General features: G+C 71.0%; 9 protein-coding genes. 7 read left to right on the top strand and 2 right to left on the bottom strand.

Annotated features, from left to right (window positions below):
* Positions 1-124 precede the first annotated feature (124 nt).
* The 5 genes from yajC to ACQP17_RS06255 all read left to right on the top strand — a co-directional run bounded on the left by yajC (position 125) and on the right by ACQP17_RS06255 (position 7,070).
* The gene (gene yajC / locus ACQP17_RS06275) at positions 125-661 is read left to right on the top strand and encodes a preprotein translocase subunit YajC (RefSeq protein ID WP_433855354.1); all 537 of its coding nucleotides are present in this window, start codon (positions 125-127) and stop codon (positions 659-661) included.
* Between the two features lie 149 nt (positions 662-810).
* Positions 811-2,592, top strand: a complete 1,782-nt coding sequence (gene secD / locus ACQP17_RS06270) for a protein translocase subunit SecD (protein WP_433855353.1) — start codon at positions 811-813, stop codon at positions 2,590-2,592.
* A 1-nt stretch (position 2,593) separates the two neighbouring features.
* A complete protein-coding gene (gene secF / locus ACQP17_RS06265) occupies positions 2,594-3,709 on the top strand; it encodes a protein translocase subunit SecF (protein ID WP_433855352.1) in 1,116 nt (371 codons plus the stop codon).
* Positions 3,706-4,254: an adenine phosphoribosyltransferase gene (locus ACQP17_RS06260; protein WP_364884748.1), complete on the top strand. Its 549-nt coding sequence runs from the start codon at positions 3,706-3,708 to the stop codon at positions 4,252-4,254. The genes secF and ACQP17_RS06260 overlap by 4 nt, the downstream gene beginning before the upstream one ends.
* A 173-nt stretch (positions 4,255-4,427) precedes the next feature.
* On the top strand, positions 4,428-7,070 hold the full coding sequence (locus tag ACQP17_RS06255) for a RelA/SpoT family protein (RefSeq protein ID WP_433855351.1): 2,643 nt from the start codon (positions 4,428-4,430) through the stop codon (positions 7,068-7,070).
* 64 nt (positions 7,071-7,134) lie between these two features.
* Here the strand turns inward: ACQP17_RS06255 and ACQP17_RS06250 are convergent, their stop codons facing one another.
* Both ACQP17_RS06250 and ACQP17_RS06245 read right to left on the bottom strand, forming a co-directional pair.
* The gene (locus tag ACQP17_RS06250; RefSeq protein WP_433855350.1) at positions 7,135-8,364 is read right to left on the bottom strand and encodes a DUF349 domain-containing protein; all 1,230 of its coding nucleotides are present in this window, start codon (positions 8,362-8,364) and stop codon (positions 7,135-7,137) included.
* A 249-nt stretch (positions 8,365-8,613) separates the two neighbouring features.
* Positions 8,614-9,438: a peptidylprolyl isomerase gene (locus tag ACQP17_RS06245; protein WP_433855349.1), complete on the bottom strand. Its 825-nt coding sequence runs from the start codon at positions 9,436-9,438 to the stop codon at positions 8,614-8,616.
* 171 nt (positions 9,439-9,609) lie between these two features.
* Between ACQP17_RS06245 and ACQP17_RS06240 the strand changes: the two genes are divergently transcribed.
* Together ACQP17_RS06240 and hisS are read left to right on the top strand one after the other, a co-directional pair.
* Positions 9,610-10,323 (top strand): MBL fold metallo-hydrolase, encoded by a 714-nt coding sequence (locus tag ACQP17_RS06240; protein WP_433855348.1) that lies wholly within the window; start codon positions 9,610-9,612, stop codon positions 10,321-10,323.
* Between the two features lie 11 nt (positions 10,324-10,334).
* Positions 10,335-11,597, top strand: a complete 1,263-nt coding sequence (hisS, locus tag ACQP17_RS06235; RefSeq protein WP_364884761.1) for a histidine--tRNA ligase — start codon at positions 10,335-10,337, stop codon at positions 11,595-11,597.
* The last annotated feature ends 177 nt before the right edge of the window (positions 11,598-11,774 follow it).

The following is an 11,774-nucleotide window of genomic DNA, read 5'->3' as shown; positions in this document are numbered from 1 at the left end:
ATGCTGGGCGTTGTTCCACTGGTGGGGACTCGCTTAGACTCCGCCGATGCCGTCCGTACGGTCGGCATACCCACCCCCGTATATGAGACCGCGCCTCAGCGGTCGTGCGAAGGATTTCCGTCCCGTGAGTATCGTGACTCTCCTCCCCTTCATCGTCCTCATCGGGGCCATGTTCCTGATGACGCGGTCCGCCAAGAAGAAGCAGCAGGCGGCCGCGCAGATGCGCAACGAGATGCAGGCCGGCACCGGCGTCCGGACGATCGGCGGCATGTACGCCACCGTCAAGGAAGTCCACGACGAGACCGTCCTCCTCGAGGTCGCCCCCGGCGTGCACGCCATCTACGCCAAGAACGCCATCGGCGCGGTGATCGCGGACGAGGAGTACAACCGCATCCTGGACGGTGCCGACCCGCTGCACACCGACGAGCCGGTCGTCCCGGACGACGCCTCCTCGCTGACCGGCGACGCCGCCGCGGAGGCCACCGCAAAGGGTGACAAGATCGACCTGGGCAAGGCCGAGACCCCGGCCGGCGACAAGACCGCCGCCGAAGGGTCCCCGGCCGGCACGGACGCCAAGGACGCCAAGGCCGAGCCGGATGTCGCCAAGGCCGACGCGGACGCCGCCAAGGACGACAAGAAGCCCGGCGACGACGCGAAGTAGTCCCTCTCACGGAACCGCGGAGCACGCGTTGTGTCGTGCACCGCGGTTCCGGGACGGTCTAGGCTCCGGCGGGGGCAGGTCCCCACAAGACTTCGTGGCCGCTCGGCCGGCATCCCGTGCCGAGGGGTTGGACAGGGAGATACGAGAAGGTGGCAGCACCCAAGAAGGGCCGCAGGGCGCCCGCGAGCCAGGGGCATCCGGGCCGCGCCCTGATCCTGGTCCTCATCGCGATCGTGGGGCTGATCGGAGGCATGTTCGCCTCCGGCACCATGACGCCCCGACTGGGCATCGACCTGGCAGGCGGCACCAGCTTCACGCTGGCGGCCCAGAACCAGCCGGGCAAGCCCAACGCGATCAACGAGACCAACATGAACACCGCCGCCGGCATCATGGAGCGACGGGTCAACGGTCTCGGTGTGTCCGAGGCCGAGGTCCAGACGCAGGGCTCCAACCACATCATCGTGAACATCCCCAAGGGGACGGACGCGAAGCAGGCCCGCCAGCAGGTCGGCACCACCGCCCAGCTCGGCTTCCGGCCGGTGCTGACCATCGCCGCCGGTGGCAAGACCCCCGCGCCCCAGCCCAGCCCCTCCAAGGGCGGCGCGAACGGCAAGGGCAAGGGCGACAAGGCCGCGGGCGGCAAGGGACAGCCGGGCACGCAGCAGAACGCCTCCTCCGCACCGTCGCCGAACGCGAAGCCGACCACCCAGGGCCGTGCCGTGACGGACGCCCTGAAGAAGGCCCCGTCCGGCAAGCCCACCCCCTCCGGTCCGGCCACGCCGTCCGCGCCCGCGACGCCTCCGGCCCCCGGTGGCGCGGCCCTGCCGCCGGCCCTCCAGAAGCAGCTGAACGCGCTGGACTGCTCCACCAAGGCGAGCCGCGCCGCCGCGGGTGAGAAGGCGGCCGGCACGAAGCCGTCCGACCCGGTCGTGGCCTGCCACAACGACGGCAGCCGGAAGTACGCGCTCGGCCCGGTCGGCGTCGAGGGCACGGACGTCAAGGACGCCAAGGCCGCCTTCGACAGCCAGACGGGCCAGGGCTGGATCGTCCAGATGGACTTCACCTCCGAGGGCGGCAAGAAGTTCGCGGACACCACCGGCAAGCTCGCCACCAAGGCGGATCCGCAGAACGAGTTCGCGATCGTCCTGGACGGCGCGGTGGTCTCCAACCCGCGCGTCAGCGAGCGGCTCAACGGCGGCAACGCCACCATCACCGGCGGCTTCAGCCAGCAGTCCGCCGAGGACCTCGGCAACATGCTGTCCTACGGTGCCCTGCCGCTCTCCTTCAAGATCGATGACGAGACCACGGTCACCGCGGCGCTCGGTGGCGAGCAGCTGCACGCCGGTCTGATCGCGGGCGCCATCGGCCTCGGCCTGGTCGTCCTCTACCTGGTCGCCTACTACCGCGGACTGGCGCTGGTCGCGCTGGCGAGCCTGGGCATCTCGGCGATCCTGACGTACACGATCATGACCTTGCTCGGACCGGCCATCGGGTTCGCGCTGAACCTCCCGGCGGTCTGCGGCGCCATCGTGGCCATCGGTATCACCGCCGACTCGTTCATCGTCTACTTCGAACGCATTCGGGACGAGATCCGCGAGGGACGCACCCTGCGCCCGGCCGTCGAACGCGGCTGGCCACGGGCCCGCCGCACGATCCTGGTCTCCGACTTCGTGTCGTTCCTGGCCGCCGCGGTGCTGTTCATCGTCACGGTCGGCAAGGTCCAGGGCTTCGCGTTCACGCTCGGTCTGACCACCGTCCTCGACGTCGTCGTGGTCTTCTTGTTCACCAAGCCCCTGATGACGCTGCTGGCCCGGCGGAAGTTCTTCGCCGACGGCCATCCCTGGTCCGGCCTCGACCCCACGCGCCTGGGTGCCAAGCCGCCGCTGCGCCGCCGCCGTGGCGCCGCCCCGACCCAGACGAAGGAGGCGTGAGATGTCCAAGCTCGGAAACCTCGGCGCCCGGCTCTACCGTGGCGAGGTCGGCTACGACTTCATCGGCAAGCGGAAGATCTGGTACGGCCTCTCGATCCTCATCACCATCGTGGCCATCGTCGGCCTGGCGGTGCGCGGCCTGAACATGGGCATCGAGTTCTCCGGCGGCGCGGTCTTCACCACCCCGAAGACTTCCGTCTCCGCCTCGGAGGCCCAGCACAAGGCGGAGTCGGCGGCGGGCGGCCACCAGGCCGTGGTGCAGAAGCTCGGCGGCGGTGCCCTGCGCATCCAGATCAGCGGTCTGGACACCAAGCAGGCGGTGCCGGTCCAAGAAGAGCTCGCCAAGGATCTGAACGTCCAGGTCAAGGACGTCAACACGCAGCTGGTCGGCCCCAGTTGGGGTGAGCAGATCGCCAACAAGGCCTGGCTGGGCCTGGGGATCTTCATGGTCCTCGTGGTGCTGTACCTGGCCATCGCCTTCGAGTGGCGGATGGCGGTGGCCGCCCTGGTCGCGCTGATCCACGACCTCACGATCACGGTCGGCGTCTACGCCCTGGTCGGCTTCGAGGTCACTCCCGGCACGGTCATCGGTCTGCTGACGATCCTCGGTTACTCCCTCTACGACACGGTCGTCGTCTTCGACAGCCTCAAGGAGGCCTCGAAGGACATCACCAAGCAGACCCGCTTCACCTACAGCGAGATCGCCAACCGCTCCATCAACGGCACCCTGGTGCGCTCCATCAACACCACCGTCGTGGCGCTGCTCCCGGTCGCCGGTCTGCTGTTCGTCGGCGGCGGTGTCCTGGGCGCGGGCATGCTGAACGACATCTCGCTGGCCCTGTTCGTCGGTCTCGCCGCCGGTGCGTACTCCTCGATCTTCATCGCGACCCCGCTGGTCGCCGACCTGAAGAGCCGCGAGCCGCAGATGAAGGCGCTGGCCAAGCGGGTCAAGGCGAAGCGCGCCGCGGCCACCGCCAAGGGCGAGGACCAGGACGAGTCGCAGGACGGGTCCCCGGCCGGGGACGACGACGCCGATGGCGCGGCGGTCGTCGGACCGCGCCAGCAGCCCGCCTCCCGCAACCGCGGCCGCGGCCGCCCGTCGGGCAAGCGCCGATGAGCGCCCCCGCCGCCCTGCGCGAGCTGCTGCTCAGCCGGATAACGGACGTCCCGGACTATCCGCAGCCGGGCGTGGTGTTCAAGGACATCACCCCGCTGCTGGCCGACCCGGTCGCCTTCGGCGCGCTGACCGACGCCTTCGTCGACCTGTGCGCGCGCCACCGCGTGGACAAGGTCGTGGGCCTGGAGGCCCGCGGCTTCATCCTCGCCGCCCCGGTCGCGGTCCGGGCCGCCGTCGGCTTCGTCCCCGTCCGCAAGGCGGGCAAGCTGCCCGGCGAGACCCTCGGACAGGCCTACGAGCTGGAGTACGGCTCGGCCGAGATCGAACTGCACGCCGATGCGCTGTCCCCGGGCGACCGGGTGCTGGTGATCGACGACGTGCTCGCCACGGGCGGGACCGCCGAGGCGTCGCTGCAGCTCATCCGGCGCGCGGGCGCCGAGGTCGCGGGCGTGGCGGTGCTGCTGGAGCTGGGCTTCCTGGCCGGGCGGCAGCGGCTGGAGCCGGGTCTCAAGGGCGCTCCGCTGGAGTCCCTGATCACGCTCTGACCTGCCGCAAGCAGGCACCCTCGCAGCAGGGGCACCCGGAAGAATCCGGGTGCCCCTGCTGCTGTGTCATGTACGGACCCATGGCCGCGGGGCAGTCGCGGGCCCGGGGTCGATACGATGGCACCCCGGCCCGTTCGAGGCACGGGGGCCCGGAACCGCCTTGAGGAGTGCTCTTGCCAGACGAGGCCCAGCCGCTCTCCCCCGGAACGCGTCCGGCGGGATCCGACGCCGCGCGCCCGGACGAGCCGAAGTCCACGGACGCGGCTTCCCCCCGCACGCCCGAGTCCGAGCGGCAGGGCGCCCCCGACGGCACCGCCGGATCCCGGCCGCCGGCCGACCGGCCCGCCGCGTCCGGCCCCCCGGCCGAGCGGCGCGACAAGGCCCCCGACAAGGGCTCCGCCGCTCCCTCGTCCACGCCGTCCCCCGAGCCGTCCCCCGCGGCCAAGCCGCCGGCCAAGGCCGACCAGCCCGTGGCGTCCCGGCCGCTGCCGCCGGCCCCCGCCGGCCGCTCCGGCTCCCCGAACCGGGTACGCGCCCGCCTCGCCCGGCTCGGCGTCCAGCGCTCCAGCCCGTACAACCCGGTCCTGGAGCCACTGCTGCGGGCCGTCCGCGGCAACGACCCCAAGATCGAGACGGGCACGCTGCGCCAGATCGAGCGTGCCTACCAGGTCGCCGAGCGCTGGCACCGCGGCCAGAAGCGCAAGAGCGGCGACCCGTACATCACCCACCCGCTCGCGGTGACCACGATCCTCGCCGAGCTGGGCATGGACCCGGCGACGCTGATGGCCGGCCTGCTGCACGACACCGTCGAGGACACCGAATACGGCCTGGACACCCTGCGGGGCGACTTCGGCGACCAGGTCGCGCTGCTGGTCGACGGTGTCACCAAGCTCGACCGCGTGAAGTTCGGCGAGGCCGCGCAGGCCGAGACCGTCCGCAAGATGGTCGTCGCGATGGCCAAGGACCCGCGCGTCCTGGTCATCAAGCTCGCCGACCGGCTGCACAACATGCGCACCATGCGCTATCTCAAGCGGGAGAAGCAGGAGAAGAAGGCCCGCGAGACGCTGGAGATCTACGCGCCGCTCGCCCACCGCCTGGGCATGAACACCATCAAGTGGGAGCTGGAGGACCTGTCGTTCGCGATCCTCTACCCCAAGATGTACGACGAGATCGTGCGGCTGGTCGCCGAGCGGGCGCCCAAGCGCGACGAGTATCTGGCGATAGTGACCGACGAGGTCCAGGCCGATCTGCGCTCCGCCCGGATCAAGGCCACGGTCACCGGCCGCCCGAAGCACTACTACAGCGTCTACCAGAAGATGATCGTCCGCGGACGCGACTTCGCCGAGATCTACGACCTGGTGGGCATCCGCGTCCTGGTCGACACGGTCCGCGACTGCTACGCGGCCCTCGGCACCATCCACGCGCGATGGAATCCGGTCCCCGGCCGGTTCAAGGACTACATCGCGATGCCCAAGTTCAACATGTACCAGTCGCTGCACACGACCGTGATCGGCCCCAGCGGCAAGCCCGTTGAGCTGCAGATCCGCACGTTCGACATGCACCGCCGCGCCGAGTACGGCATCGCCGCGCACTGGAAGTACAAGCAGGAGGCGGTGGCCGGCGCCTCCAAGATCCGTACGGATGTGCCGAAGACCTCCGCCGGCAAGGCCGGCAAGGGTCAGGACACGGTCAACGACATGGCCTGGCTGCGGCAGTTGCTGGACTGGCAGAAGGAGACCGAGGACCCGGGCGAGTTCCTGGAGTCGCTGCGCTTCGACCTGTCGCGCAACGAGGTCTTCGTCTTCACGCCGAAGGGCGACGTCATAGCGCTGCCGGCCGGTGCCACGCCCGTCGACTTCGCGTACGCGGTGCACACCGAGGTCGGCCACCGCACGATAGGGGCCCGGGTCAACGGACGCCTCGTCCCGCTCGAATCGACCCTGGACAACGGCGACCTGGTCGAGGTCTTCACCTCCAAGGCGCCGGGCGCCGGCCCGTCCCGCGACTGGCTCGGCTTCGTCAAGTCCCCGCGCGCCCGCAACAAGATCCGCGGCTGGTTCTCCAAGGAGCGCCGCGACGAGGCGATCGAGCAGGGCAAGGACGCCATCGCGCGCGCCATGCGCAAGCAGAACCTGCCCATCCAGCGGATCCTGACCGGCGACTCCCTGGTCACCCTCGCGCACGAGATGCGCTACCCGGACATCTCCTCGCTCTACGCCGCCATCGGCGAGGGCCACGTGGCCGCGCAGGGCGTCGTCCAGAAGCTGGTGCAGGCGCTCGGCGGCCAGGACGAGGCCACCGAGGACATCGCCGAGTCGACCCCGATCCGGCCGCGCTCCAAGCGCCGCTCCAGCGCCGACCCCGGCGTGGTCGTCAAGGGCGTCGACGACGTCTGGGTCAAGCTGGCCCGCTGCTGCACCCCCGTGCCGGGCGACCCCATCATCGGCTTCGTCACCCGCGGCAACGGCGTCTCGGTGCACCGCGCCGACTGTGTCAACGTGGACTCGCTCTCGCGTCAGCCGGAGCGGATCCTGGACGTCGAGTGGGCGCCCACCCAGTCCTCGGTCTTCCTGGTCGCCATCCAGGTCGAGGCGCTGGACCGCTCCCGGCTGCTGTCGGACGTCACCCGGATCCTGTCCGACCAGCACGTCAACATCCTGTCGGCGGCCGTGCAGACCTCCCGCGACCGCGTCGCCATCTCCCGTTTCACCTTCGAGATGGGCGACCCCAAGCATCTGGGCCATGTCCTGAAGGCGGTCCGCAGCGTGGAGGGCGTCTACGACGTGTACCGGGTGACCTCCGCCCGCCGGCCGTAGGACGCGGACAGCAGTCGGCCCCGGTACGGAGATCCGTACCGGGGCCGACCGCTGTGGCGGCTGCTCAGCCGCCGAACTCCTCCAGGCCCTTCAGCGCCTGGTCCAGCAGCGCCTTGCGGCCCTCCAGCTCACGGCCGAGCTTGTCGGCCTTGGCGTCGTTGCCGGCCGCCCGCGCCGTGTCGATCTGCTTCTGCAGCTTGTCGACGGCGTCCTGGAGCTGGCCGGTGAGCCCCGCGGCGCGGGCCCGCGCCTCGGGGTTCGTGCGGCGCCACTCGCTCTCCTCGGCCTCCTGGAGCGCGCGCTCGACGGCGTGCATCCGGCCCTCGATCTTCGGGCGGGCGTCCCGGGGGACGTGGCCGATGGCCTCCCACCGCTCGTTGATCCCGCGGAACGCGGCACGGGCGGTCTTCAGGTCCGAGACCGGGAGCAGCTTCTCGGCCTCCACGGCCAGCTCCTCCTTGCGGGTCAGATTCTCCCGCTGCTCGGTGTCGCGCTCCGCGAAGACCTCACCGCGCGCCTGGAAGAAGATGTCCTGGGCGCCGCGGAAGCGGTTCCACAGATCGTCCTCGTGCTCGCGCTGGGCGCGGCCCGCGGCCTTCCAGTCGGCCATCAGCTCGCGGTAGCGGGCCGCGGTGGCCCCCCAGTCCGTCGAGCCCGACAGCGCCTCGGCCTCGCCGACCAGCTTCTCCTTGGCCTTGCGGGACTCCTCGCGCTGGGCGTCCAGCGACGCGAAGTGCGCCTTGCGCCGCTTGGAGAACGCCGAGCGGGCGTGCGAGAAGCGGTGCCACAGCTCGTCGTCCGCCTTGCGGTCGAGCCGCGGCAGGCCCTTCCAGGTGTCCACCAGCCCGCGCAGCCGCTCACCGGCCGCCCGCCACTGCTCACTGGCCGCCAGCTCCTCGGCCTCGACGACCAGCTTCTCCTTGGCCTGGCGGGCCTCGTCGCTCTGCTTGGCCTTCTGGGCCTTGCGCTCCTCGCGGCGCGACTCGACGGCCTCGACGAGCTTGTCCAGCCGCACCCGCAGTGCCGCCAGGTCGCCCACCGCATGGTGTTCGTCGACCTGGGTGCGCAGATGCTCGATCGCGGTCGTCGCGTCCTTCGCCGACAGGTCGGTGGTCTTGACCCGGCGCTCGAGGAGGCCGATCTCGACGACCAGGCCCTCATACTTGCGCTCGAAGTAGGCGAGGGCCTCCTCGGGAGTTCCCGCCTGCCACGATCCGACGACCTGCTCGCCGTCGGCGGTACGCACGTACACGGTCCCCGTCTCATCGACGCGGCCCCATGGGTCGCTGCTCACAGCGCCTCCTCCACATGATGCCGACGGGGGCGTGCGGCCCCCCGGCATCGTCCACAGTTTCTGTCCGGCAGAGCCACGCCCTGGCCGGTCCGACGGGCTGATGTGCGGGTGAGGGTGGCAGCCGTCGGAGCAGGCACCCTTCACAACGCCAATCTAGGCGAACGGCGCGCGGCTGTCCGCATCCAGCGCGACCGAATTCCACGGTGGGCACCGGGGGCGGCGGTGAGCCGCCCCCGGCAGCCGGGCCGGTCAGGACTTCGTGACGGTCGCCCGGTTGATCACGACGGTGGCGTTGGGCACGGTCGCGCCGATCGACCGGTCGAGCCGCGAACCCGCACCGGCGATCTTGCGCAGCACGTCCATACCGCCGGTGATCGTGCCGAACGGGGTGTAGTTCGGCGGCAGCTTGCTGTCCTGGTAGACGAGGAAGAACTGGCTGCCGCCGGTGTCGCGGGTCGCCTTGCTCTTGCCGTCGTAGCGGTTGGCCATGGCGACCGTGCCCGCCGGATAGACGCCGCCCTTGAGCCGGGGGTCCTTGAGGTTCTCGTCCGGGATCGTGTAGCCGGGGGTGCCCTGGCCGGTGCCCTTGGGGTCGCCGCACTGCAGGACGTGGATGCCCTCGTCGACCAGCCGGTGGCACCTGCTGTGGTCGAAGTAGCCCTGAGCGGCGAGGAAGGCGAAGGAGTTGACCGTGTGCGGGGCCTTGCCGGCGTCCAGCTTCAGGGTGATCGCGCCGCAGGTCGTCGCCAGCTTCGCGGTGTAGGCGGCCGAGGTGTCGACCGTCATCGCCGGCTCTTTCTGCCAGGTCTTCGCCGACGGCGTGCCCTTCGCGGGCCGGTCGCAGGGGTCCGGGGCCTTCGAGGGGGCCTCGTCGGCGGCGGCCCGGTCGGACGTCCCGCCGGCCAGTCCCACGGAGGCCCAGACGGCGCCGCCGGCGACCAGTGCGACGGCGACGGCGGACGCGACGATCACATTGCGGCGTTTGGTCTTCCGTTGGGCGGCGGACCGCCGTTGCTGCTGGCGCTCGAACTTCTCCCGGGCGAGCTGCCGCCGCCGCTGATCCTTGCTGACCACCGGTCGTCTCCTTGTCCGATCATCGATCGTGGTGATGCGCCGTGGCCGTACCGTATACGGGTTCGCCCTGCCGGGAGTCCCGCCGGTAGGCTCTGGAGCTGCCGAGATGTCCGGGAGCGGCCCTGCGGACCGACTCCTTGCCGACCTCCCTACCGACCTTTAAGGACGAACGTGCTGATTGCCGGGTTCCCCGCCGGGGCCTGGGGCACCAACTGCTACTTGGTCGCCCCCGCCGCCGGTGAGGAGTGCGTCATCATCGACCCGGGCCATCAAGCGGCCCAGGGAGTCGAGGACGCGGTCGCGAAGCATCGGCTCAAGCCCGTCGCGGTCGTTCTCACCCATGGCCACATCGACCATGTCGCCTCCGTCGTGCCGGTGTGCGGCGCCCACGGTGTCCCGGCCTGGATCCACCCCGAGGACCGCTACATGATGAGCGACCCGGAGAAGGCCCTGGGCCGCTCCATCGGGCAGCAGTTGATGGGCGAACTGACCGTGGGGGAGCCCGACGACGTCAAGGAGCTGAGCGACGGTGCCGCGCTGCAGCTCGCCGGGATGGAGTTCTCCGTCGCGCACGCACCGGGCCATACCAAGGGGTCGGTGACGTTCGGACTGCCCGAGCAGGCGGACATTCCGCCGGTCTTCTTCTCGGGCGACCTGCTCTTCGCCGGCTCCATCGGACGCACCGATCTGCCGGGCGGCGACCACGGCGCGATCCTCGAGTCGCTGGCCCGCGTGTGCCTGCCGCTGGAGGACTCCACCGTCGTCCTGTCCGGCCACGGCCCCCAGACCACCATCGGCCGCGAGTGCGCCACCAACCCCTTCCTGCGGGAAGTGGCCGCCGGCCGCGGAGACGGCTTCAGCCCGGCTCCACGACGAGGAATGTGACGAGAGCTTCCGTGAGCACCTTCAAGGCCCCCAAGGGCACCTACGACCTGATCCCGCCGCAGTCCGCCACGTACCTCGCGGTGCGCGAGGCGATCTCCGCGCCGCTGCGGAACTCCGGGTACGGCTACATCGAGACCCCCGGCTTCGAGAACGTCGAGCTGTTCGCGCGCGGTGTCGGTGAGTCCACCGACATCGTGACCAAGGAGATGTACGCCTTCGAGACCAAGGGCGGCGACCGGCTCGCGCTGCGCCCCGAGGGCACCGCGTCCGTGCTGCGCGCCGCGCTGGAGGCCAACCTCCACAAGGCCGGCAACCTCCCCGTCAAGCTCTGGTACTCCGGCTCGTACTACCGCTACGAGCGTCCGCAGAAGGGCCGCTACCGCCACTTCTCCCAGGTCGGCGCGGAGGCCATCGGCGCCGAGGACCCGGCGCTGGACGCCGAGTTGATCATCCTGGCGGACCAGGCCTACCGCGCGCTGGGGCTGCGGAACTTCCGCATCCTGCTCAACTCCCTCGGCGACCAGGAGTGCCGCCCCGTCTACCGGACCGCGCTGCAGGACTTCCTGCGCGGGCTCGACCTCGACGAGGACACCCGGCGCCGGGTCGACATCAACCCGCTGCGCGTCCTGGACGACAAGCGCGAGGCGGTGCAGAAGCAGCTGGACGGGGCGCCCCGGCTCCGCGACTACCTCTGCGAGGCCTGCAAGGCGTACCACGAGCAGGTGCGCGAGCTGCTGACCGCGGCGGGCGTGGCCTTCGAGGACGACGAGAAGCTGGTGCGCGGCTTGGACTACTACACCCGCACGACCTTCGAGTTCGTCCACGACGGCCTGGGTTCGCAGTCCGCGGTGGGCGGCGGCGGCCGCTACGACGGTCTCTCGGAGATGATCGGCGGCCCCGCGCTGCCGTCCGTCGGCTGGGCGCTGGGCGTCGACCGTACGGTGCTGGCGCTGGAGGCGGAGGGCGTCACGCTCGACATCCCGGCGGCCACCGCCGTCTACGCGGTACCGCTCGGCGAGGAGGCCCGCCGGGTGCTGTTCGGCGTGGTCACCGAGCTGCGCCGGTCCGGCATCGCCACCGACTTCGCGTTCGGCGGCAAGGGCCTGAAGAACGCCATGAAGTCCGCCAACCGCTCCGGCGCGCGCCTGGCGCTCGTCGCGGGGGAGCGGGACCTGGCCGAGGGCCTCGTGCAGCTCAAGGACCTGGAGAGCGGCGAGCAGAGCGCGGTCGCGCTGGACGGCGTGGCCGAGGAGATCCGGCGCATGCTGGGCTGACCGCGCGGACGGACGTGCGGAAAGACGCTGAGGGGCCCGGACGGCGAGCTGCCGTCCGGGCCCCTTCCGCTGCCCTCGTGCCGCCCAGGGGCGGTGTCAATCGCGCTCGCGCGTTCATCCCCGCGGAGGGATTCCGGCGGCGCCGTGACGGCGGCGGCGGGCCCGCGGGCGGGCGGC

Origin of the sequence: Streptomyces kronopolitis (genome assembly GCF_050953795.1) — a bacterium.
GTDB classification, from domain to species: domain Bacteria; phylum Actinomycetota; class Actinomycetes; order Streptomycetales; family Streptomycetaceae; genus Streptomyces; species Streptomyces kronopolitis_A.
The sequence above is the reverse complement of the archived record's forward strand: the minus strand, read 5'-3'. Positions and strand labels throughout refer to the sequence as shown.

Bases quoted from the DNA above. Each gene is read 5' to 3' on its own strand.
- secF (WP_433855352.1), top strand. From the start codon at position 2,594: ATGTCCAAGCTCGGAAACCTCGGCGCCCGGCTCTACCGTGGCGAGGTC.
- ACQP17_RS06260 (WP_364884748.1), top strand. From the start codon at position 3,706: ATGAGCGCCCCCGCCGCCCTGCGCGAGCTGCTGCTCAGCCGGATAACG.